Source organism: Mycobacterium sp. IDUB_39 (genome assembly GCF_055419205.1).
Window position 1 is genome coordinate 76848 of record NZ_JBVAXF010000007.1, and the last position, 22001, is coordinate 98848.

General features: G+C 65.5%; 20 protein-coding genes and 1 tRNA gene. 7 read left to right on the forward strand and 14 right to left on the reverse strand.

All coding sequences use genetic code 11. The annotated features are described in order from the left end of the window. Positions 1–9 precede the first annotated feature (9 nt). Genes ACZY0X_RS24780 through ACZY0X_RS24790 form a run of 3 tightly spaced genes read left to right on the forward strand, consistent with a single transcriptional unit; the run spans position 10 to position 1895 of the window. Positions 10–459 carry a Zn-ribbon domain-containing OB-fold protein gene (locus tag ACZY0X_RS24780; RefSeq protein WP_463774206.1) on the forward strand — a complete coding sequence of 150 codons (450 nt, stop codon included), beginning with the start codon at positions 10–12 and terminating at the stop codon, positions 457–459. After that, on the forward strand, positions 444–1658 hold the full coding sequence (locus ACZY0X_RS24785) for a lipid-transfer protein (RefSeq protein ID WP_463774207.1): 1215 nt from the start codon (positions 444–446) through the stop codon (positions 1656–1658). The genes ACZY0X_RS24780 and ACZY0X_RS24785 overlap by 16 nt, the downstream gene beginning before the upstream one ends. A gap of 18 nt (positions 1659–1676) precedes the next feature. Next, positions 1677–1895 (forward strand): DUF167 domain-containing protein, encoded by a 219-nt coding sequence (locus ACZY0X_RS24790; protein WP_463774209.1) that lies wholly within the window; start codon positions 1677–1679, stop codon positions 1893–1895. Between the two features lie 83 nt (positions 1896–1978). Here the strand turns inward: ACZY0X_RS24790 and ACZY0X_RS24795 are convergent, their stop codons facing one another. From ACZY0X_RS24795 to ACZY0X_RS24820, 6 genes are all read right to left on the reverse strand, one after another. After that, on the reverse strand, positions 1979–2746 hold the full coding sequence (locus ACZY0X_RS24795) for an ABC transporter ATP-binding protein (RefSeq protein WP_463774211.1): 768 nt from the start codon (positions 2744–2746) through the stop codon (positions 1979–1981). Then, the gene (locus tag ACZY0X_RS24800) at positions 2730–3572 is read right to left on the reverse strand and encodes an ABC transporter ATP-binding protein (RefSeq protein WP_463774213.1); all 843 of its coding nucleotides are present in this window, start codon (positions 3570–3572) and stop codon (positions 2730–2732) included. Before ACZY0X_RS24800 ends, ACZY0X_RS24795 begins: the two co-directional genes overlap by 17 nt. Before the next feature lie 31 nt (positions 3573–3603). After that, the gene (locus ACZY0X_RS24805) at positions 3604–4812 is read right to left on the reverse strand and encodes a branched-chain amino acid ABC transporter permease (protein ID WP_463774214.1); all 1209 of its coding nucleotides are present in this window, start codon (positions 4810–4812) and stop codon (positions 3604–3606) included. Then, positions 4809–5846, reverse strand: a complete 1038-nt coding sequence (locus ACZY0X_RS24810; RefSeq protein ID WP_463774215.1) for a branched-chain amino acid ABC transporter permease — start codon at positions 5844–5846, stop codon at positions 4809–4811. Before ACZY0X_RS24810 ends, ACZY0X_RS24805 begins: the two co-directional genes overlap by 4 nt. A 92-nt stretch (positions 5847–5938) precedes the next feature. After that, positions 5939–7150 carry a branched-chain amino acid ABC transporter substrate-binding protein gene (locus ACZY0X_RS24815; RefSeq protein ID WP_463774217.1) on the reverse strand — a complete coding sequence of 404 codons (1212 nt, stop codon included), beginning with the start codon at positions 7148–7150 and terminating at the stop codon, positions 5939–5941. Positions 7151–7327: 177 nt separating this feature from the next. Next, a complete protein-coding gene (locus ACZY0X_RS24820; protein WP_241404947.1) occupies positions 7328–7939 on the reverse strand; it encodes an ANTAR domain-containing response regulator in 612 nt (203 codons plus the stop codon). 96 nt (positions 7940–8035) lie between these two features. Here ACZY0X_RS24820 and ACZY0X_RS24825 point away from each other — a divergent pair. Beyond that, positions 8036–8112 (forward strand) — tRNA-Leu (locus tag ACZY0X_RS24825). Positions 8113–8306: 194 nt separating this feature from the next. On the opposite strand, the gene ACZY0X_RS24830 is transcribed toward ACZY0X_RS24825, so the two are convergent. Beyond that, positions 8307–10394, reverse strand: coding sequence for a cellulase family glycosylhydrolase (locus ACZY0X_RS24830; protein ID WP_463774219.1), 2088 nt, complete (start codon positions 10392–10394; stop codon positions 8307–8309). A 1015-nt stretch (positions 10395–11409) separates the two neighbouring features. Between ACZY0X_RS24830 and ACZY0X_RS24835 the strand changes: the two genes are divergently transcribed. After that, the gene (locus ACZY0X_RS24835) at positions 11410–12702 is read left to right on the forward strand and encodes an adenylate/guanylate cyclase domain-containing protein (protein ID WP_463774221.1); all 1293 of its coding nucleotides are present in this window, start codon (positions 11410–11412) and stop codon (positions 12700–12702) included. Here ACZY0X_RS24835 and ACZY0X_RS24840 read toward each other — a convergent pair. From ACZY0X_RS24840 to ACZY0X_RS24870, 7 genes are all read right to left on the reverse strand, one after another. Next, positions 12699–13190 (reverse strand): Dps family protein, encoded by a 492-nt coding sequence (locus ACZY0X_RS24840; protein ID WP_463774222.1) that lies wholly within the window; start codon positions 13188–13190, stop codon positions 12699–12701. The genes ACZY0X_RS24835 and ACZY0X_RS24840 overlap by 4 nt on opposite strands. Before the next feature lie 95 nt (positions 13191–13285). Then, positions 13286–15130 carry a DUF2339 domain-containing protein gene (locus ACZY0X_RS24845; RefSeq protein WP_463774224.1) on the reverse strand — a complete coding sequence of 615 codons (1845 nt, stop codon included), beginning with the start codon at positions 15128–15130 and terminating at the stop codon, positions 13286–13288. A gap of 72 nt (positions 15131–15202) precedes the next feature. Continuing rightward, positions 15203–15859 (reverse strand): response regulator, encoded by a 657-nt coding sequence (locus tag ACZY0X_RS24850; RefSeq protein ID WP_463774225.1) that lies wholly within the window; start codon positions 15857–15859, stop codon positions 15203–15205. Continuing rightward, positions 15846–16988, reverse strand: coding sequence for a MacS family sensor histidine kinase (gene macS / locus ACZY0X_RS24855; RefSeq protein ID WP_463774226.1), 1143 nt, complete (start codon positions 16986–16988; stop codon positions 15846–15848). Before macS ends, ACZY0X_RS24850 begins: the two co-directional genes overlap by 14 nt. 35 nt (positions 16989–17023) lie before the next feature. Next, positions 17024–17776 (reverse strand): amino acid ABC transporter ATP-binding protein, encoded by a 753-nt coding sequence (locus ACZY0X_RS24860; protein WP_463774570.1) that lies wholly within the window; start codon positions 17774–17776, stop codon positions 17024–17026. A 14-nt stretch (positions 17777–17790) separates the two neighbouring features. Then, entirely contained in the window at positions 17791–18711 is a 921-nt protein-coding gene (locus tag ACZY0X_RS24865) for an amino acid ABC transporter permease (protein WP_463774227.1), read from the reverse strand. Between the two features lie 7 nt (positions 18712–18718). Then, a complete protein-coding gene (locus tag ACZY0X_RS24870) occupies positions 18719–19603 on the reverse strand; it encodes an ABC transporter substrate-binding protein (protein WP_463774572.1) in 885 nt (294 codons plus the stop codon). A 183-nt stretch (positions 19604–19786) separates the two neighbouring features. Between ACZY0X_RS24870 and ACZY0X_RS24875 the strand changes: the two genes are divergently transcribed. Both ACZY0X_RS24875 and ACZY0X_RS24880 read left to right on the forward strand, forming a co-directional pair. Continuing rightward, the gene (locus tag ACZY0X_RS24875) at positions 19787–20452 is read left to right on the forward strand and encodes an HdeD family acid-resistance protein (protein WP_463774573.1); all 666 of its coding nucleotides are present in this window, start codon (positions 19787–19789) and stop codon (positions 20450–20452) included. A gap of 93 nt (positions 20453–20545) precedes the next feature. Then, positions 20546–21994 carry a cytochrome ubiquinol oxidase subunit I gene (locus ACZY0X_RS24880; RefSeq protein ID WP_463774229.1) on the forward strand — a complete coding sequence of 483 codons (1449 nt, stop codon included), beginning with the start codon at positions 20546–20548 and terminating at the stop codon, positions 21992–21994. Positions 21995–22001: the final 7 nt, after the last annotated feature.

Here is a 22001-nt window from a genome sequence, read left to right on the forward strand (position 1 = left end):
TCTGCACTCGTGCCAGGAGCTACTGACGCCGCGTCGCAACTACCGGCCATCGACGGGTGGTTCGCCACCGACGACGCCGGAGACACCCACCTCATCGCTGGGAAGTGCACTCAGTGCGCGACCTATGTCTTCCCGCCGCGGGCCAACAACTGCCCCAACCCGGCGTGCGACGGCGACGAACTCGACCAGGTCCCGCTGTCGCGGCGCGGCAAGGTGTGGAGCTATACCGAGAACCGGTATCCCCCGCCCTCGCCCTATCCGGCCAAGGATCCCTTCGAGCCGTTCGCCATCGCCGCGGTGGAACTGGCCGACGAGGGTCTGATCATCCTGGGCAAGGTCGTCGATGGCACCCTCGCCGCTGACCTCAAGGTCGGTATGGAGATGGAACTGACGACCATGCCGCTCTACACCGACGAGGACGGCTTCGTGCGGAGCGTCTACGCATGGAGGATCGCATGAGTGCTCCAGAACCCCTCTACATCCTTGGCGCCGGCATGCACCCCTGGGGCAAGTGGGGCCGCGACTTCACCGAGTACGGCGTCGTCGCCGCCCGCTCCGCGCTGTCCGAGGCCGGCCTGGACTGGCGCCAGATTCAGTACGTGGCCGGCGCCGACACCATCCGCAACGGGTATCCCGGCTTCATCGCCGGCTCGACGTTCGCGCAGAAGCTGGGCTGGAACGGCGTCCCGGTCAGCTCGAGCTACGCCGCCTGCGCGAGCGGATCGCAGGCGCTGCAGAGCGCCCGCGCCCAGATCCTCGCCGGATTCTGCGACGTCGCCCTGGTGATCGGTGCCGACACGACCCCCAAGGGGGCGTTCGCACCCGTGGGTGGGGAGCGCAAGAACGATCCGGACTGGCAGCGCTTCCATCTCATCGGCGCGATGAACCCCGTCTACTTCGCACTGCTGGCCCGCCGCCGGATGGATCTGTACGGCGCGACGGCCGAGGACTTCGCCCAGGTGAAGGTCAAGAACTCTCGCCACGGCCTGCAGAACCCGAATGCCCGCTACCGCAAGGAATCCGCGATCGCGGACGTGCTGGCCAGCCCGGTGGTCTCCGACCCGTTGCGGCAGCTCGACATCTGCGCCACCTCCGACGGGGCGGCTGCGCTGATCGTGGCCAGCGCCGACTTCGCCCGTAAGCACCTGGGCTCGCTCGAGGGCGTGCCGTCGGTGCGCGCGGTCAGCACGGTGACACCGCGCTACCCGCAGCATCTGCCCGAGTTGCCCGATATCGCCACCGACTCCACCGCGGTGGTGCCGGGACCGGAGCGTGTCTTCAAGGATCAGATCCTGGACGCCGCCTACGCGGAGGCCGGTATCGGACCCGAGGACGTCAGCCTCGCCGAGGTGTACGACCTGTCGACGGCACTGGAACTGGACTGGTACGAGCATCTCGGCCTCTGTGCGAGGGGTGAGGCCGAGCAGCTGCTACGCAGTGGCGCAACAACGATCGGCGGACGTGTGCCGGTGAACCCGTCGGGCGGTCTGGCCTGCTTCGGCGAGGCGATCCCGGCGCAGGCGATCGCGCAGGTCTGCGAACTCACCTGGCAGTTGAAGGGTCAGGCCACCGGCCGTCAGGTCGAGGGTGCCACGGTCGGCGTCACCGCCAACCAGGGACTCTTCGGCCACGGGTCATCGGTGATCGTCGCCCGCTAGTTTCACGTTCGGCTCTGGATGATCACCGTCCGCGTCAAGCCCGGCAGCCGCAAGGGCCCGCTGGTCGAGGTCGGCGACGACGGCGAGTTGACCATCTATGTGCCGGAGCGCGCCGTGGACGGTAAGGCCAACGACGCCGTCACCAGACTGCTCGCCGCGCATCTGGGGGTTCCGCGCAGCCGGCTGGAGTTGGTGTCCGGTGCCACCGCGCGGGTGAAACGCTTCCGGGTCACCTGACCCCGTGACGGCCGAACGTGAACTAGATGTCGATTCTCGCGCGAGATTTGACCATCGACTTCACGTTCGGCGCTCGGGAGTTGCTAGGCGACGCCGAGATAGGCGGCGCGAATGCTGTCGTCCTTCAACAGTTCTCGCGCGACGCCCTCGCGGGTGACGCGTCCGGTCTCGAGGATGTAGGCGCGGTCGGACCGAGTCAGCGCCTGCTGGGCGTTCTGTTCGACCAGCAGGACTGTGGTGCCCTGCGAGTTGATCTCGGAGATGATCTTGAAGATCTGTGAGATCACCATGGGCGCCAAGCCCATCGACGGCTCATCCAGCAGCAGCACCCGCGGCCGGGCCATCAACGCTCGTCCGATCGCCAGCATCTGCTGCTCACCACCGGACAACGTTCCGCCGACCTGGCTGCGCCGCTCCGCGAGCCGCGGGAAGGTCTCGAAGACCCAGTCGATCCGCTCGCGGTGCTCGGACCGGCTCGCGAACTTGCGTCCGTAGCAACCCATCTCGATATTCTCGACCACCGTCATACCCGGGAAGATGCCACGCCCCTCGGGCGCCTGGATCAGACCTTCGGTGACCCGACGATGCGCCTTGACCTTGGAGATGTCCTGCCCGTCGAACCACACCGAGCCCGACGTCAGCGGGCGCAGGCCGGAGATCGCGCGCATCATCGTGGTCTTGCCCGCACCGTTGGAGCCGAGCAGCGTGACCAGCTCACCCTCGCGGACGATCAGCGAGACCCCGTGTAGCGCCTGGATTCTGCCGTAGTGCACGACCGCATCGCGCACTTCGAGCAGAACGGGCCGAGGATCCAGGTCGGAGGCCCCTGGCGTCTCAGGCGAGTTCGTCATCGGGCACTCCCAGGTAGGCGGCGATCACCGCGGGATTCTCGCGGATGTCGGCGGGCAGCCCATCGGCGATCTTGCGGCCGAACTCCAACACCACGATGCGGTCGGTGACGCCCATGACCAGCCGCATGTCGTGCTCGATGAGCAACACCGTGTATCCGTCGTCGCGGATGGCCTGGATCAACTCGATGAGTGCGGATTTCTCGCTCGGGTTGAAGCCAGCGGCGGGCTCGTCGAGGCACAACAGCTTCGGCTCGGTGGCCAGTGCCCTCGCGATCTCCAGCCGCCGCTGATCCCCATAGGGCAGGTTCTTGGCCTTCTCCTCGCCACGGTGCGCGATACCCACGAACTGAAGCAGCGCCGCGGCGCGCTCGATGGCGTCGCGCTCCTCGCGCCGGTGCCGCGGCGTGCGGACCAGGGCACCCGGCACCGAGGTCTTGTGCCGGGCGTCGGTGCCCACGACGACGTTCTCCAAGGCCGTCATCTCGCCCCACAGGCGGATGTTCTGGAAGGTTCTGGCGATGCCGCGTCGAGTGATCTTGTGTCGCTTGATCTTGCCGAGCGGCGCGCCGTCGAAGGTGACGACTCCCGAGGTGGGTCGGTACACCCCGGTGATGGCGTTGAAGCAGGTCGTCTTGCCCGCCCCGTTCGGACCGATCAGCCCGAGGATCTCGCCGCGCTTAATGTCGAATGTCACCGAGTCCAACGCAGTCAGACCGCCGAACTTCACGGTGAGATCCTTGGTCGCCAGCAGCGTCTCACCCTCGGCCACCTGGACGTCGCGATGCAGCGCCGCGAGTTCCTCGTCGATCAACGGTTCGTCTGTCATGCGCGATCCCGCTTCGCTTCTCGCTGGCCCATCACGCTGCCGCCTTCGACTCATCGGCATTGCGCAACAGGTTCTTCGCGGACTTGCCGTAGGCCAACAACTGCTGTCGCACCGGGAACAGGCCCTGTGGACGGAAGATCATCAGCACCACGAGCGCCAGCCCGAAGAACAGGTACTTCAGGTCGCCCAGGTTGACCCCGAGGAACTCCACTCCCAGTAGGCGGTTCGGCAGGTAGACGATGATGAACGCTCCGAAGATGACACCCAGTTTGTTGCCCTGCCCACCGAGCACCACCGCGCACAGGAACAGCATCGAGTTGATGATGTTGAACGTCGGCGGTGCGACGTACTGCACCTGCCCGGCGTAGAGCGCACCGGATAGTCCGCCGATGGCCGCACCGATCACGAATGCCCACAGTTTGAACCGGAAGGTGTTGACGCCCATCACCTCTGCGGCGTCCTCGTCTTCGCGGATCGCCACCCAGGCACGTCCGACCCGGCTGCGTTCCAGGTTGCCGACCAACAGCAGAATCCCGACCATCAGGACCAGCCCCAGCCAGAACCACCAGGTGCCGTAATTGGCGTCACCGGCCGAGTTCCCGTTGGAGAACACACCCTCGGGCAGGCCCTCCTTCTCCCCCAGCCGCGGATACGCGATCTGGTTGAGTCCGCGGGGACCGTTGGTGATGTCGGACAGGTTGTCGGCGAGCAGCCGGATGATCTCGCCGAACCCGAGCGTCACGATGGCCAGGTAATCACCGCGTAGACGCAGTGTCGGCGTGCCGAGGATGAGCCCGGCGAGCGCGGTGACCGCCATCGCCAGCGGCACGCACGACAGCCATGCCCAGTCTGAGCTGAAGAACCCGCCGAGCCCCATGATGTTCCACGGGCTGTCCGGGCTGGTGAGCAGCGCGACGGTGTAGGCGCCAACGGCATAGAAGCCGACGTAGCCGAGGTCCAGCAGACCCGTCTGGCCGACCACCACGTTCAATCCGATCGCGATGATCGCGATCATGGAGAACTGGGCCATCGTGCCGCCGAAGCTGATACCGGGCGTGTCCAGGAATCCAGGGGTGTAGAGCGGCAGCAGTGCCAGCAGGCCGAAGCCGATGACACCGAAGCCCCATTTCTGCACCCGGCTTAGACCCGCCCACCACTGCCGCAGACCGTCACCCGGCGCGAGGAGGTTCTTGGTCAGGCCGCTCGGTGATTCCGAGTCCTTCTCGCTGTGTCGGCTCATGCTCTCGCCTTCCCGAGACTCTCGCCGAGTATGCCGGTCGGTCGGATCAATAGCACCAGGACCAGCAGGACGAAGGCGACGACGTCGCGCCACTGGGTGCCGAACACCGCCTGCCCGTAGTTCTCCATGATGCCGAGCAGCAACCCGCCGAGCAGCGCGCCACGCAGGTTGCCGATGCCACCCAACACGGCGGCCGAGAAGGCCTTGATGCCCAGCAGGAAGCCACCGGAGTAGATGATCCCCTGCGGCACCTTCAACGTGTAGAGCAATGCGGCGGCGCCGGCGAGGAGGCCACCGATAAGGAAGGTGGTCATGATGATTCGCTCGCGGGACACACCCATCAGCGTCGCGGTCGTCGGATCCTGTGCGACGGCGCGGATGCCGCGGCCGAACTTGGTGCGGTTGAGCGCCATGTCGGTGAGCAGCGCCAGCACGAGCGCGGAGACGACGATCACGATCGTGACGTTGGACACCGAGGCCCCGAAGATCGTGAACTGGGTCTTGGGCTGCACCAGGACGATTGGCTGTTGAGCGTTCGACCCGCCGTAGCCGTCGATCAGGTGCGGCAGGATGAAGTGCACGAATTCCTGCAGCACGAATGACATTCCGATGGCGGTGATGAGGAAGGTCAGTGGACGCGCGTTGCGTTTTCGCAGGGGACGGTAGGCGACGAACTCGAGACCCACTGCCGCAGAACCGGACACCAGCATGGCGAAGAGCATGGCGATGCCGAGATACAGGACGGTCAGTGCGATGCCCTTGTTGTAGGCGTTGCCGCTGGGCGTGAAACCGAGAATGACGTCGAGGCAGAAGTACGCGCCGAACATTCCGAGCATGAAGATCTCGGAGTGCGCGAAGTTGATCAGCCGCAGGACACCGAAGACCAGCGTGTATCCGACCGCGACAAGGGCGTAGATGGCTCCCCACGCCAACCCGTCGATCGTGAACTGCCAGAAGCCGTTCAGCAGGTTATCGACGTTGAAGTTGATGTTGGCTGCGGTGCAGACGTACTGACCCATGCAATCGGTCGGCATCCTGGGGCGGCTCCTTGCGACGAGTACGCGGCTACTTCAACGAGAACGCGTCCGGGACTGGGGTGTCCCGGACGCGTCTCGTCGTCGAATCTCTACTGAACCTTGAACATCCAGATCAGGTTGGTCGTGAGCTCCCCGGTGGGTGTCCACTGGTAGTTGCGGGCCACGCCCTGACCGTTGTAGTTGCGGACGAAGTCGAGCAGCGCCGGGCGGGTGATCGCACCGGAGTCGATGCCCTTCACCAGAATCGTGCCGAGGTCGTATCCCTCAGTGCTGTAGGTGCCGGGGTCGGCGTTGAACTTCTTCTTGTACTCCTCGGCGAACGTCCCGGAGGCCGGACCGCACGGGCAGGACAGCAGGGCGTCCTTCGCGGACTCGCCTGCCTGATCGACGAACTGCTGATCCTTGGAGCCGTCGGCGCTGACGAACGTTGCCGTCACCCCGCCGTCCCTCAGCTGCTGGACCAGTGGCGCCGCCTCCGCGTAGTAGCCGCCGAAGAACAGTGCGTCCGGGTTGGCACCCTTGACCTGCGTCACCGCGGCGGAGAAGTCCTTGTCGCCCTTCTTGACCGAGATGTTGCACGTCGCGTCGGCCACCGGGCCGAGTGTCTCGCGCACCGCGGTGGCCAGACCGAGGCCGTAGTCGGTGCTGTCGTCGACAACGCAGATCTTCTTCAGACCCAGCGTGTTCTTCAGATAGTTGGCGACCGACGGGCCCTGCACAGCGTCGTTGGCCAGGCCGCGGAAGAAGGTCCGCCAGCCGTTCTCGCTCAGCGTGGGGTTGGTCGCCGACGCCGTCGCCGCCACCAGGCCGGCCTGGTCGAAGACGGTTCCGGTGGCCTTGGTCTCACCCGAGAACGCCGGGCCGACGAGACCAATCGTGTACTGGTCGTCGACGATCTGCGGGGCGATCGCCGTCGCCTTCTGCGGGTCACCCTCGGTGTCGAACTTCTTCAACTGGACCTGGCAGCCCGGGTTCGCCTCATTGTGCTGGTCGATGGCCAACTGCACACCGTTGACGATGTTGATGCCCAGAGCGGCATCCGGCCCGTTGAGAGCGCCTGCCATCGCGATGGACAGTGGTGGGCATGTCGCCTTCCCGTCGCCCCTCGGGTCGGCGGGGGTGGTTCCCTCCGCCGGCTTCACCTCGGCGCCGTTCTCGTCGATCTGCACCTGCTCGACGATCCTCAGGTTGGACTGCGACGCGCTCTCCTCCGGAGAGGACTGGTTGCAGCCGGCGGCAGCCAACACGACCAAGCCCGCGCTCCCGAGAGCAAATGCACTACGTGCCACGCGACTGCGCACGTCCCACCTCCGAGTCAGAGTTGTCATCCCCATCGTCACCACGACCGGATCGGCCGAGGCGCTGGTGCTTCGGGTAGCAACATAACCAACCCATGGCCCCAGTGCGTGGTGTTGAGGAATGCGACGCGCGCAAAAATCGAACTAACGGCCGAAACGCCGTGTCATGAAACGCAGTCGTTACGCGTCGGGCGCTGGATCCAACGTCTCGAGGACCACTTCGGCGACCCGCTTCATCGTCGTGCGGCGATCCATCGCGGCCCGCTGAATCCACTTGAACGACTCGGGTTCGGTCATCCCCTGCTTCTGCTGGAGCACACCCTTGGCCCGCTCGACCAACTTGCGTGTCTCCAGGCGGTCCGACAGCGTCGCGACTTCCTGTTCGAGCGCACTGATCTCACCGAACCGGCTCAAGGCCAGCTCGATCGCCGGAATCAGATCGGTGATCGAGAACGGCTTCACCAGATATGCCATCGCGCCGGCGTCTCGGGCACGCTCGACCAACTCGCGTTGCGAGAACGCCGTCAGCACCACGATGGGGGCGATGCGCTTGCTCGCGATCTCAGCGGCCGCGTCGATACCGTCGCGTCGGGGCATCTTGACGTCCATGATCACCAGGTCGGGCCGCAGGCTCTCCGCCAGATCGACGGCCTCCTGACCATCCCCCGCCTCACCCACGACGTCGTATCCCTCCTCGCGCAACATCTCCGCGAGATCGAGGCGAATGAGCGCCTCATCCTCGGCGATGAGAACACGGCGCGGCTTGTCGGCGTCCGACGGTGACCCGGTCATCCCGCCATTGTTCCGTGACTTGGCCAAATCAGCGACCTCGGGGGCGTGACGGGCCTCCTCGGGCATCCTCTAAGGTAGGAGTCCGCACCAGCTGAGGCCCTCGTATCCCAACTGGCAGAGGAAACGGATTCAAAACCCGTACAGTGTGAGTTCGAATCTCACCGAGGGCACCACGCATCGACAGATCAGGCCAGCATTTCCGCCCGACTGGGGCGGTTCAGAACGTCATCAATGACGCCACGTATTCACTGAATGACGCTGCCGCTTAGGCCTTTCCCCATTCAGACGACAAGCAGACACCCCCCATAGCGCAGTACCGCCGCGACCCCGAATCGTGTCGGGAATCGCGGCGGTACATACCCCTCAGTCAGTCGTCCGAGCCACCGGAGGAGGCGTCCGAGGACGAGCCCGCCGATGCGGTGCCCGAGGACTTGCCTGCCCCGACAGTCACGGAAACGGTCTCCCGCTTGGCGCTGCCCTTGTCGGTTGACTTGGCCGGCTTGTCGTCGGCCTTCGCCGCGCTGGCCGACCCGGACTTCGTCGACGCCGCTGTCGAGCCCTCGGGCTTCTTGGACGGCTTGGCCGAGTCCGGCTTGGCCGAGTCCGGCTTGGTCGAGTCCGGCTTGGCCGAGTCCGGCTTGGTCGAGTCGGTAGCCGGCTTGGTAGCCGAGTCGCTGGACGAGTCGGGCGACGGCTTGGCCGCGCTGTCGTCATCCGATTCAGCCGGTGTCGACTCCGACGGGGCCGGCGATGCCTCGGCTGCCGGCTCCGGCGATGCCTCGACCTCAGTCGGCGTCTCCGCCGGTGCCTCCACAACCGGTTCGACGACCACGGGCTCGACCACGACCGGCTCGACCAGAACGGGCTCCACGATGACCGGCTCAACCACCACCGGCTCGACCACCACTGGCTCGACCGCCTCGGTTACCAGTTCGACTGCGGGCGTGAGTGCCTCCGCGGGGACAACCTCCGCACCCTCGGTGACTGCATCCTCGACTACTTCGCCCTCAACCGCGACCTTGGACGCCGCAGCCTCGAACTCGGCTACGAGCGACGCCGTTCGCATGGCCGCGTCCGGAGCCTCGACATCGCTCACCAACGTGGTGGCTGCCGCCGCCGGTGGCTGCAGGATTCCAATCAGGCCGGAGACCGTGTTGACCACGGCCTGGACGACCGTCCGGACCAAGTTCACGGCTGTCTCAACGACCGCTCGCACCACCGAGACGACGGTTTGAACGACGGCTTGAACGGCCTGCTGAATCGCGGCGATGATCTGAGCCACCGGATTAGGCGGCGTCCCCGTCCCGGGATTTCCCGGTCCCGGAATCTGGGGGTGCGCGATGATCCAGTCGCGCAGCATGTCGACCGAGGCCTTCTCCACGCCGAGCGCATTCCAGAGCCCGTAGAAGTTCTCCAGGCTGGCCGGGTCCTGCGGGTTGAGCGCGTCGCGAATCGTGTAGAGGAAGATGGGCCCAACCAGGGCCGGATCGTAGGTCTGCCAGGTATCGAGGAGATCCTTGATCCAGGCGGCCTGCTGGGCCTCGGTGAATCCGCCAGGGGCGGTCGGGAGCCCGTACTCGGTGATCCACACCTTCTTGCCGGCGAGCATTCCCATGATCGCCTCGACCTGCTGACGCGGCGTCAGGATGCCCGGCGGGCAGCTGGGGCACGAGCCCGAGAACGGGATCTGGTCACCGTAGGGGTGGACCGACAGCGCGTCGAAGAAGTCGGCGGCTCCCGCGGCGAGCATCCGCTGCACGAACTCGACCGGGCTCATCGTGAGCCCGGGGAACGTCTGGGTGGCGCCAACAGCGCCGGCAACGATGGTTGCCGTGGGGTCCAACTCCTTGAGGACCGGGTACACCGACTTGAGCAGCTCGGTGTAGGCCTCGGGACTGATCGGGTTGAAGAACTGGTAGTAGTTCGGCTCGTTCCAGATCTCGTACGCGGAGACGGTGGGTCCGTACCTGGTGGCGAGCACACCCATGAAGTCGGTGAAGGCAGCCACGTTAGGCGCGCCCGAACCGATCGGGAAACCGGGTCCATTGGCCCCGCCCCAGATTGGCGTCGCATTCACCTGGGCCATCACGCCCATGTTGCGTGCTGCGGCGGCACTCATGATGTCGTCGATATGCGACCAGTTGTAGACATTGTCGAGTGGCTCGACCAAACCCCACGGCACGAACACCCGGATGGTAGTAACGCCGATCGAGAGCAGGTCGTCGAGTTGCTGCTCGATCTCCGCCTTGGTCTGCCCGTACAGCGGCGAGGTGGCAACGCCGATCGTGTTCGGCGTCGTCGAGATCTCCGCGACCGTCTGGTACTCGGCCTCGACGAGTCTGGGCGGCTCGATGAACAGGCCGCTGGCGTACGCGGTCACCATCGCCACGGGCAATACGGCGATCACTCCGCGAGTAGCGATCTGACGGAGCAGCCGCCCCCTCATCTTGGCCATTGAGACTTCTCCCTGCGTCGCACTGTTGAACACCGTCACCGTCGTCGATCGGTACGCAGAATTTACCGCCCTGTCAGCAAATATGTCTAATCAATAACAAAACAGGGAAAAGGTTTGATTTGACCATGTTCAGCACGCCGCTGAACGCACCGTGAATGGTCGATGGTGGCGAAGTTTCAGCAATGCTCAGCTACCGCGACAAGGCGGGCGAGGCATCTGGAAAGGCGAGAATAATCCCAGCTCAAATCCCATATATCCATTCCGGCGACTGCCATCCCCGGAAAACCGATCAGCGACGTGTCGCTACAGCAATTGACGGCACCGAAACGGTTGGGATTGGCACGCGTTCCAGTTCGTCCCGACAGCGTGCTTCAAAATCGACCAAGCGGTCAACAGCAAACGCATTGCACCGCAACCGCGGGCCCCTCAGGAGCCGCGACCCGTCCGCGGTCCCGTTGTCGTGCGGTGAACCTACTCGTCTGATCCCGAATCCGATTCCGGGCGGACGCCGCACGGGGCCAATGGTCTTCGCGGAGGAGGACGGCTTGGCCTTCGCGGGTCGGTCACCTCGGTTGCTCCTCAATGCAGTTCTGCGAGATTCGATCGTCGCCGCCAAGCGGTCGCCTGAATTTACTCATTGGACAGCAAACGTGCACAGCTATTGATCGGAACTCCCGTTCTGCAATTGCTGACACGCCGCCGACCAAAGGCCTCCACGGAGGAAAACAGACCCGGCCGTGCAGAACTGGCAAAATCGCGCTTTCGGTAAGACACATCGCGCAACCGCCGGCCAGATGGCCGTGACGCGTGGCAAACATGCACTTCAAGCGGGTTGTGCCAGCACAATGCGCCCCCGTCGGCGGACGTCCCGCCCTGCGCCACATCAGCTCCGAATGGCTACAGCCAATAAGTCACGTTAGGTACCCGCGATCGGGGCTCGATGAGCCAGCAGATATTTATCCGACTGCCAATAGATTCAGCAAGCGCCGTTTACCCCGGGAGCTACGCTCGTCACGTGGCGATCACGGACGCTGGCGAGCCTCCACATGAGACGCCGCCGCCGACGCGGCGGCGTCCGGCGTGCGTGTCGTCGCCGGAGTTCGGATGGTCGGAGGGGGGTCGCACCGGACATCAGGCCGAGAGCGCCGCCCGCGAGATGCGGGTGTTGGCCGTGACGACACGGATCGCGGCGGTCGTCTCCTTCGTGTTCGGCGTCCAGCAGTTCTTCGTCTCACGCGAGGGGTTGTGGCTCGCCTACTCCAACCTCGCCACCGCGGTGGTGTTCCTGCTGACACCCAAGCTGTACCGGTTCGGCCGGCTTGTCCCGCCAGTCGTGTTCATCGTTGTCGCCTACACATCGATCACCCTGTCGTCGATCTACATCGGCACCGGTATCGGCCTGAACTTCTACTACGTGGGCGCGGCGGCGATCGTCATCCTGATCCTCGGGGTAGACCACATCAGGCTGGCCCTTGGCTTCGCGATCCTCGGTGCGGTGACCGTGGTGATCCTGGAGCTTCAGGTGCCGCGCAACACCGGAACCCAGCCCGACTGGGCGTTCCGCACGGGCTTCGTGCTCAACACCGTGGCGGCATGGGTACTCGTCATCGCCACGGTCTGGTACGCGCTGCGAGAGATCAGTCGCGCCGAGCGCGCGATGGAAATCGAGTATCAGCGCTCCGAGTCACTGCTGGCCAACATCCTGCCCGTCACCATCGCCGAGCGCCTCAAGCAGCCAGGCCGCGACGTCATTGCCGACAAATACCAGGACGCGGCGATCCTCTTCGCCGATATCGCGGGCTACACGAGGCTGGCCAGCGATATCAGCCCCACCGAACTGGTCCGCTTCCTCGACGATCTCTACACCGAGTTCGACGCACTGGTCGACCGCCACGGGTTGGAGAAGGTCAAGACCAGCGGCGACTCGTACATGGTGGTCAGTGGTGTGCCCGTGGAGCGCCCCGACCACCTCGCTGCGCTGGCCCGGCTCGCGCTGGACATGGCGGATACGGTGTCCGGCCTGACCGACTCGCAGGGCCGCGCCGTCCCGCTGCGCATCGGCCTCGCCGCGGGGCCGGTCGTGGCCGGTGTCGTCGGCGCGCGCAAGTTCTTCTACGACGTGTGGGGTGACGCGGTCAATGTGGCATCTCGCATGGAGTCCACCGACGTCGAGGGCCGGATACAGGTGCCTCAGGACGTCTACGAGCGACTACGCGAACACTTCACGTTCGATGAGCGCGGCGACGTCGACGTCAAGGGCAAGGGGCTAATGCACACCTGGTACCTGACCGGCCGACGTCAGGGCTAGATCTTGCGGTTCTCCGACTTGAGCAACCACGCGAGCTTCTCCAGACCGTCGATCAGCTGGTGAAGGATGTCCGCAGTGCTCGGATCCTCGGCGTCGACCTCGTCGTGCACGGCACGCAGCGTGTCCACCGCGGCGTACACGCGAGACGTCACCAGATCCACCGCCTCGGTGGTGCTCACCTCATAGGCCGGGAATCCGGGTAGCGACGTCGTCGCCGCAACGGTGTCCGAACGACCGTCCGGAATCGCGTCGAGTGCACGCAGCCGCTCGGCGATGGTGTCGCTACCGGTGCGCGCGAAGTCCACCAGCTCGTCAAGTTGCAGGTGAAGGTCGCGGAAGTTGCTTCCGACCACATTCCAGTGCGCCTGCTTGCCCTGCAAGTGCAGTTCGATCAAGTCCACCAGCACCCGTTGGAGGTTGGCGCTCAACGTCGGCGAGGCCTGGAAGCCCGCGATATCGGCATCGGCGCGGCGCAGGTTGTCAGTCATGTCGTTCTCCGTTCGTCGTCCAGTGGGTTCAACGGCTTCAAACTGTTCAACGGCGGAGCGACACAAGATCATTCACCTTCACGCGGTGAGCACCCTCACACCGCCTGGTCCTGCTGATCCTGCTGGGCCAGCAGTCGGGCGTAGCCCGCTCCCATGCCGAGCAGTACCAGACCGACGACGATGAACACGATGACGCGGAAGATTCCGTCGAGCGTGCCGAGGTCGAACAGAAAGAGCTTGGCCACGGCCGCGGCGACCAGGGCCATGCCGCCACCGATGGGCAATGAGCGCTCGGTCCGCGGCAGCCTGACCGCGTACCACAGGACCGCCGCCGCGACGCCGATCCAGCAGATCGTCGCCGCGACGTGGCCGGCGAAGAATCCGTACTCTTCCCCGCCGAACAACACCCCGGCGGTGACGGTGAACATCGTGACCGCATACAGCGCCGCAAAGGCAGCCCCGGCCCACAGGATGCGGACGACGTCGTCGTCGAGGCCACCGCGGGCCGTCCATGACCACGTGACCACCGCGGCACAGGCGGCCAACAGGATGCTGGAGACGAGCGTCGACACCGCGATCGGCGCGTCCAGTGCGGTCGCGGTGAACAGCGTGGCGATCGATGCGTTGTCGAGGTAGTAGAGGGTGCCGATCGCGGCGAACCCCATGGCCGACCACCGCGCCGCGACGCTGCGGCGGCCCACGACCGCAACGACGACCGCCATGGCCAACAGCACGGGCGCGGCGACCGGCCCGTCGAAGGCCACCGTCACGGCGATGAGGGCCGCGACGGCAGCCAGCGCACCCCAGATCTGGCGGACCGCGCCCGTCACAGCGGGCAGTCGATCACCGACGACGACGATGCCGAGCATCGCGGCGGACAGCGCCGCCGCCATCACGGCGGAGGTCACGCGATCGGCAGCCAACGAAAGAGCCAGCACCGGAAGCGTTCCCGCCGCGGTCAACAGCGCCATGCCGACGGGATGGCGGCTGTGCGGCAGCAGAAGAAGCGCACCGACGAGGGCGAGAATGGTCGCGATACCGCAGGCGCCGGCCAGCCACGCCACCTCGCTGGCATCGGAACTCACCGACACCAGCGCGACCAGGAGCGGGAGGGTGGCTGCCGCGATGCGAGCCGCGTGCAGTCCGATCCAGTCCCTGCCCAACTGCACGGGAAGTGATGCGGCGGACAGAGCCAACATGAAACCGACCACGAGCAGCGTGATTCCGCCTGCCACCGCCGGAGCGAGACCGATGAGAGGCACCAGGACCAGCAACCCCAGATGTTCGGAGTCCCATCGGCGGGCGAGGGTGAGTCCTGCTGCGGCGACGACCGCGGCGAGTGCCAAACCCGCCGCCGCGGGCACCCAGCCGTAGATGGTGGTCACCGCGATGACGTCGATGTAGGCCGCGGCAATACCGGTGGCCGCCAACGCGATTGCGCCCACCCGTCCGCCGGGTCGTCGATTCAGACGCCAGCCGATACCCACCAGGGCCGCCGAGAGCGCGGCGCCCGCCCCGACTCGGATGCCGGGGGCGAGGATGCCGGCCTGCGCGGCGAGCACGACCAGCAGGACCACGCCGACCAACGTCACCGCGACACCCGCGACGGCGAGGGCCTTGCCGATCCAGCCCTCCGACCCCGGCTTCCTTGCGGGTCTGGCGACGGATGCGGGCGCGGGTGCGGGCGCGGGTGCGGGGGCAGTCCCCCAGGCCGGATTCGGCCACTGGTACTGCGGGCCGTACCCGGTGACGGGCGTGGCCGGAGCCTGCGGGGCCGGAGCCTGCGCGGCCGGAGCAGCGGGCGCCACGACGGCATGCGGCCGCTCGGCGACGATGCGGGACAGCTCGCGGAGGTCGGCGGAGGCGCGCGCCATGTAACTCGCCATCACGGCGAAGTCCGCAGAAAGCCGGCCGATGATGGCCTGATCCGGTTCGGTCATGCCGTCATCGTGTCAGCAGGCGGTCACCGGCGGATGAGTATTACTACCCGACCGTCGTATTTCGTCACACAGTCATTCATCGAGCCCATGCTCGATCGCGTATCTCGCCAGCTCGACGCGGTTGGCCAGTTGCAACTTGCGCAGCGTCGCCTGCACGTGATTCTCCACCGTGCGATGGCTCAAGCAGAGTCGCTCACCGATCTGCTTGGCCGTCAACCCCTTTGCCACATGGCGCAGGATCTCGGTCTCGCGCTCGGTAAGCGTCGGCGCGGACTCCTCGCCCGGGCTTCTCGCCATCCGCCGGTACTCGCCCAGCACCAGTCCTGCCAGGCCCGGCGTGAAAACCGCGCGGCCCTCACCGGTGGCACGGACCGCCGCCGCGAGTTCATCCTTGGACGCACTCTTGACCAAATATCCGGTGGCCCCGGCCTTCACAGCCTCGAGGACGTCATCACGCTCGTCGGACGCCGAGAGCACCAGCACACGCGTGGACGCCGACACGGCCAGCACCTCGGCGGTCGCCTGCGCCCCCGTCCCGTCCGACAGGCGCATGTCCATCACGACCACGTCTGGTTTGATCGCCGCCGCCCGGCGCCGCGCCGCGCCGACACCATCGGCGGTGGCGACGACGTCGAAGCCCTCGTCCTCGAGGTCGCGGGCCACCGCATCACGCCAGATCGGGTGGTCGTCGACCACCATCACCGTGAATGCACCGTTACCGCCTGCCATCAGCACTCCCCCGCGGCACGGTCAGTTCCCACTCGGTGCCAGCGCCCGGGCCGGTCACCAAACGCGTATCACCACCCAGCCACTCGATGCGCCCCACAATCGATTTCGAGACGCCAGCGCGGCCCTCCTCCACGGCTTGTTCGAGCCGTCCCGGCGCAATCCCCACGCCGTCATCGCGAATGCTGATCACCACCTCGTCGCCCAGGTCCTCCAGAAGCACGAACGCATGCGCACCCGGACCGGCGTGCGCGGCCACGTTGTCCAACGCATTGGCCACCGCGGCCTCCACCTCGGCGGCGATCGCCGAGTCCAGCATGACAGGTGTGCCGGGCAGGCTGGTAGAGACACGATCGGATTCCCGGCTACGAAGCATCGGCACCAGATCCGCCTCCACCCCTGGCCTCACACGGGGTCCACTCGCACTCACCCACCGTCGCAATGCCCGCTCCTGCTCACCGGCCAGTTCCGCCAACTCCGCAGTGGCACCACCGATCTCGCGGCCGCGCCGAGCCACCAGTGCGAGCACCTGGATCGCACCGTCGTGCACCTCCCGAGACAGCCGCTCACGCTCCTCCAGCGAGGCCGCCAGCCGTGCCGCCTGCTCGAGATCGGCGTGCGCGCGGCGCGCGGTGAGCGCGGCCATCCCGATCGCGAGGCCGACCGCCAGCTCGATGACGACGGTGGCATTGCGCCCCACGTTCAGGCTCAGGTATCCCTTCAGCACCGCGCTCGCCGCGGTCACCACCAGTCCCGTTCCCATGCCCACCACCGGGCCGAGCAGGATGGCCGCCGAGATCGTTGCGTTGGTGGCCCACAACGTCGTCGGCCACGACTGGTTGTCCTGGATCCAGCGATCGGAGGCCACGAGTTCCGTCGACAGCATCAACGCGACGACCACAACGAGTTCGGCGACGACCCACGACGGGCGCCGTCCGAAACCCTGCAGATAGGCCAATCCGCACACCGCACTCCATGCGACCAGCACCCCGAAGAGCCCCCACGCGATCGCAGGACGGTCGAGATCATCGGTGATCGCGATCTGGAACACGAGCGCGTAGATACAGCTCAGCAGTCGGAAGATCTGCGCCGCACGCCACAGTGGCGTGACGGGATCGGGAGACGCCGGCATGCGCTGAGAGTATTCACCGCCCACGCGCTCAGCTCCTACATCACCTTGGACAGGAAGGCCTTCGTCCGGTCGTGTTGGGGATTGCTCAACACGTCCCGTGGCTTGCCGCGTTCCACGATCACCCCGGCATCCATGAACACCAACTGGTCGGCGACCTCTCGGGCGAACCCCATCTCGTGAGTGACCACGATCATCGTCATGCCCTCGCCCGCGAGCTTCTTCATCACTCCCAGCACCTCTCCCACGAGTTCGGGGTCAAGTGCCGAGGTCGGCTCGTCGAACAGCATCAGCTTGGGATCCATCGCCAGCGCCCGCGCGATCGCGACGCGTTGCTGCTGTCCGCCCGACAGCTGCGCCGGATAGGCGGTTGCCTTCTCTGCCATCCCCACCTGTTCGAGCAGATCCTTGCCGCGGGCGATGGCCTCCGACTTCTTCACACCCTTCACGTGCAGTGGCGCCTCGATGATGTTCTGCAGTGCTGTGCGGTGCGGGAAGAGGTTGAAGTGCTGGAAGACCATCCCGATGTCGCGGCGCTGCCTGGCCGCATCGCGGGTGGGCATCTCGTACAGCTTGTCGCCACGTTCGCGGTACCCGATCAGGTCGCCGTCGACGTACAGCCGGCCGGCGTTCACCTGTTCGAGGTGGTTGATGCACCGCAGGAATGTCGACTTGCCCGATCCGGAGGGCCCGACCAGAACCAACACCTGGCCCCGCTCGACCTCCAGCGTCACACCCTTTAGGACCTGCAGCGCGCCGAAGTTCTTGCAGACCTCCTCGGCACGCACCATGGGCGCCGTGGCCGTCACAGCTTCTCTCCCAACTGCGCCTTGGCCAGCGCCTCGAGTTGCTTGGCTGTGAGCTTGCGGGAGGCGCCGCGCGAGAAGTAGCGCTCCAGATAGAACTGTCCGACCATCAGGACGCTGGTGATCGCCAGGTACCAGGTTGCGGCCACCATCAGCAGCGGGATCGGTTGGAATATCACGGCGGAGATATCACGGGTCCGCGTGTAGAGCTCGAGGGTGTAGGGCACAGCGGTGACCAGTGACGTGGTCTTCAGCATGCTGATGACCTCGTTTCCGGTGGGAGGGATGATGACACGCATCGCCTGCGGAAGCACGGTGCGCCGCATCGTCATCCACCACGACATGCCCAGCGCGGTGGAGGCCTCCGTCTGCCCCTCGGGCACCGAACTGATTCCCGCCCGGATGATCTCGGCCATGTAGGCCGCCTCGTTGAGCCCCAGACCGACCACCGCGAGAACGAACGCGATCGACAGTCCCTGCAGGTTGATGTGAAAGAAGGTGGGCCCAAACGGAACACCGAGCTGGATGTTCTGGTAGATCGTCGGGAACAGACCCCAGAACACCAGCTGGACGTACACCGGCGTGCCACGGAAGATCCACAGGTACACCCACGCCACGGCCCGGAACACCGGATTGGGCGACAGCCGCATCACGGCCAGGATCACGCCGAGGACGATCGCCAAAACCATCGCGAAGATGGTCAGCTGCAGGGTGTTCCAGGCCGCCTCGGACACCCGCTGGTCGAACAGGTACTTGCGGTACACCTCCCAGCCGTAGGCGCCGTTGGTGGCCGCGCCCCACAGGAAGAGCGCGACCAGAATGAGGACGACACCGGCCGCCACCCACCGCCACGGATGCCGTAATGGCACGGCGTCGATCCGGGTGGGACTCTCGGGCGGCGACGCGGCGTCGACTCTCATCCGTCGATCAGCTGGTCGCGCCGTTGATGACGGGCTTGTCGATCATGCCGCTCTCGAGTCCCCAGTTCGCGGCGATGGTCTTGTAATCACCCGTTTCGATCAAGTGCTCCAGCGCCTGCTGCAGCGACTGCGCCAACGGTGAACCCTTCTTCACCGGCCAGCCATACGGCGCGGAATCGAAGATCTCGCCCGCGGCCTCGAGCTTGCCGTTGCTCTGCTTGATTGCGTAGGCCGTCACCGGCGAGTCGGCGGACATCGCATCGGCCTGGCCGAGCACCACCGCATTGGCCGCGGCGTCCTGCCCGTCAAACTTCAAGATCTCGATCGCCGGCTTGCCTGCGTCGGTGCAGGCCTTGCTCTTGGCCGGCAACTCATCGACCTCTTCGGTAGTCGTCGCCTGCACGGAAACCTTCTTGCCGCACGCGTTGTTCGGATCTACCGGTGCGTCCGGCCGCTGCGCCCACTGAATGCCGGCGGAGAAGTAGGTGACGAAATCCACCGACTGCTCGCGCTCCTTGGTGTCGGTGAACGAGGACATGCCGACGTTATAGGTATCGCCCTGGATCGACGGGATGATCTTGGCGAAGTCGGACTCGCGGTAGTCCGGGGTGAGCCCCAGGGTGGCGGCGATCGCGTTCATCAGGTCCACGTCGAAGCCGACGATCTTGCCGCTGGCGTCCTTGAACTCATTGGGCGCGTACGGCAGGTTCACGCCGACGATCAGCTTGCCGGAGGACTTGATGTCCTCCGGGACGGTGTTGGCGATTTCGTCGACCTTCGCGGCGGACGCTGCGGTGGTGCTGGTCGACGGACCGCTGCTTTCGGTGTTGCTCGCACACCCTGATAGGGCCAGAGCGCCGGCCGCGGCAAACGCCGCGGCGATGCGCCACATCTTCGGAGCTGACACGAGTTGCCTCATCTCTCTTCTTCGGGTCGTCATCATTCCCCCAAGCCGAGGAGGTTAACGACATGGGACCCAGCACGCATGGCCGGTAACGGAACATTAACGACCTAGCCGGTCTGACGACGCCGTTATCGCCATCGACCGCGACGAAAACGTCCCACGGATTCCGTGCTGTGCAAGACTTCGACCATGAGTACTTCCGCCACGCCAAGTCTGTTGCCCCACCTGTGGAAATCAGCCCTCGTCTCCGGCGTGTTGGCCGTCGCACTCGGCGTCGCCGTGGTGGCGTGGCCAGACATCACCATCACCGTGGCCGCGATCTTCTTCGGCGTATACCTGTTGATTACCGGCATCCAGCAGGTCATCTTCGCCTTCAGCCTGCACGTGGCCGCGGGCGGACGCGTGCTGCTCTTCATCAGTGGCGCAGCATCGCTCATCCTCGCCGTGCTCGCATTCCGCCACCTGTACGACGCCGTGCTGTTGATGGCCATCTGGATCGCCATTGGTTTCATCTTCCGCGGAGTGGCCACAACGGTTTCCGCAATCAGCGACCCGACGCTGCCCGGCCGCGGCTGGAACATCTTCGTCGGCGTCATCAGCCTTATCGCCGGTGTCGTGGTTCTCGCATCACCGTTCACGTCGATGCAGACACTGGCCCTTGTTGTCGGCATCTGGCTGATCGTCATCGGTGTGATGGAGGCCGTCGCCGCCATCGGAATCCGCAGGACCGCCAACGCGCTCGGCGCGAAATCTGACCCGGTGGCGACGACGCCGGCGACGGAAACGGTTGTACCCACGGAGCCGACAGCTCCTGTCAAGGAATCCACTACTGACTGACAGCTCACATCGCATCACCCGCGGCCCCGGGGTCTACTACACTCCGTCGTAGATCCGTAGTGGATCGGGACCGCAGCCCGGGAGATGGTGCTCATGGACGCGTTGGATGTGTCACGGTGGCAGTTCGGAATCACGACGGTCTACCACTTCATCTTTGTGCCGCTGACCATCGGTCTCGCGCCGCTGATCGCCGTCATGCAGACCGCCTGGGTGATCACGGGCAACACGTCGTGGTACCGGCTGACCAGGTTCTTCGGGAAGCTGTTCCTGATCAACTTCGCCCTCGGCGTGGCAACCGGGATCGTGCAGGAGTTCCAGTTCGGGATGAACTGGAGTGAGTACTCCCGATACGTCGGCGACGTCTTCGGCGCACCGCTGGCGTTGGAGGGCCTGGTCGCCTTCTTCTTCGAGTCGACCTTCATCGGCCTCTGGATCTTCGGGTGGACCCGCCTGAACCGCCTGGTCCACCTTGCGTGCATCTGGGTGGTCGCCATCGCGGTGAACATGTCGGCCTTCTTCATCATCGCCGCCAACTCGTGGATGCAGCATCCGGTGGGTGCCCGTTTCAATCCGGAAACCGGCCGTGCCGAACTGACAAGCATCGTGGAGCTGTTCTCCAACAACACTGCGATAGCGGCGTTCTCGCACGCCGTGTTCGGGGCGTTCCTCACCGCGGGCACCTTCGTGGCCGGCGTGTGCGCATGGTGGATGGTGCGGGACCGCACCAGCGATGATGCGCGCACCATGTACCGCCCGGCCGCCATCCTCGGCTGCCTCGTCACGCTCGTCTCAGCCGGTGCGCTCGCTTACACCGGGGACGTGCAGGGCAAACTGATGTTCCAGCAACAGCCGATGAAGATGGCATCAGCGGAATCGTTGTGTCACACCGAAACCGACCCCGACTTCTCGATTCTCACCGTCGGGACGCACAACAACTGCGACAGCGTCACACATCTCATCGAGGTGCCCTACGTGCTTCCCTTCCTGGCCGAGGGAAAGCTCTCCGGCGTCACACTAGAAGGCGTCCAAGACCTCCAGGAGAGGTACGAGAAGCAGTTCGGCCCCGGTGACTACCGGCCGAACCTGTTCGTCACGTACTGGTCGTTCCGCGCGATGATCGGACTACTGGCCATACCCTCGCTTTTCGCCGTCGTCGCGCTGTGGCTGACACGAGGCGGCCGCATCCCCCGCCAGCGATGGTTCTCGTGGTTCGCACTGCTCACCCTGCCCACACCGTTCCTGGCCAACAGCGCGGGATGGGTGTTCACCGAGATGGGCCGCCAGCCGTGGGTTGTGGTGCCCAATCCCACGGGTGATCCGGAACTTCACCTGAACGTTGCGCAGGGCGTGTCGGGCCACTCCGCCGGAATGGTGGTGACATCGCTGCTCCTCTTCACCCTCATCTACGCGGTGCTCGCGGTGATCTGGTTCTGGCTGATCCGGCGCTACGTGGTCGAGGGTCCACTGGAACACGACGCAGAACCCGCACCACCGAAACCGCCCGGCGACGACGAGATCGCTCCGCTGTCGTTCGCCTACTGAGGGAGGG

Excerpts from the sequence above, each read along its gene's own strand:
- ACZY0X_RS24785 (WP_463774207.1), top strand. The coding sequence starts at position 444 with ATGGAGGATCGCATGAGTGCTCCAGAACCCCTCTACATCCTTGGCGCC.
- ACZY0X_RS24790 (WP_463774209.1), top strand. The coding sequence starts at position 1,677 with ATGATCACCGTCCGCGTCAAGCCCGGCAGCCGCAAGGGCCCGCTGGTC.
- ACZY0X_RS24795 (WP_463774211.1), bottom strand. The coding sequence starts at position 2,746 with ATGACGAACTCGCCTGAGACGCCAGGGGCCTCCGACCTGGATCCTCGG.
- ACZY0X_RS24800 (WP_463774213.1), bottom strand. The coding sequence starts at position 3,572 with ATGACAGACGAACCGTTGATCGACGAGGAACTCGCGGCGCTGCATCGC.
- ACZY0X_RS24805 (WP_463774214.1), bottom strand. The coding sequence starts at position 4,812 with ATGAGCCGACACAGCGAGAAGGACTCGGAATCACCGAGCGGCCTGACC.
- ACZY0X_RS24810 (WP_463774215.1), bottom strand. The coding sequence starts at position 5,846 with ATGCCGACCGATTGCATGGGTCAGTACGTCTGCACCGCAGCCAACATC.
- ACZY0X_RS24820 (WP_241404947.1), bottom strand. The coding sequence starts at position 7,939 with ATGACCGGGTCACCGTCGGACGCCGACAAGCCGCGCCGTGTTCTCATC.
- ACZY0X_RS24830 (WP_463774219.1), bottom strand. The coding sequence starts at position 10,394 with ATGGCCAAGATGAGGGGGCGGCTGCTCCGTCAGATCGCTACTCGCGGA.
- ACZY0X_RS24840 (WP_463774222.1), bottom strand. The coding sequence starts at position 13,190 with ATGACTGACAACCTGCGCCGCGCCGATGCCGATATCGCGGGCTTCCAG.
- ACZY0X_RS24845 (WP_463774224.1), bottom strand. The coding sequence starts at position 15,130 with ATGACCGAACCGGATCAGGCCATCATCGGCCGGCTTTCTGCGGACTTC.
- ACZY0X_RS24850 (WP_463774225.1), bottom strand. The coding sequence starts at position 15,859 with ATGGCAGGCGGTAACGGTGCATTCACGGTGATGGTGGTCGACGACCAC.
- macS (WP_463774226.1), bottom strand. The coding sequence starts at position 16,988 with ATGCCGGCGTCTCCCGATCCCGTCACGCCACTGTGGCGTGCGGCGCAG.
- ACZY0X_RS24860 (WP_463774570.1), bottom strand. The coding sequence starts at position 17,776 with ATGGTGCGTGCCGAGGAGGTCTGCAAGAACTTCGGCGCGCTGCAGGTC.
- ACZY0X_RS24865 (WP_463774227.1), bottom strand. The coding sequence starts at position 18,711 with ATGAGAGTCGACGCCGCGTCGCCGCCCGAGAGTCCCACCCGGATCGAC.
- ACZY0X_RS24870 (WP_463774572.1), bottom strand. The coding sequence starts at position 19,603 with ATGTGGCGCATCGCCGCGGCGTTTGCCGCGGCCGGCGCTCTGGCCCTA.
- ACZY0X_RS24880 (WP_463774229.1), top strand. The coding sequence starts at position 20,546 with ATGGACGCGTTGGATGTGTCACGGTGGCAGTTCGGAATCACGACGGTC.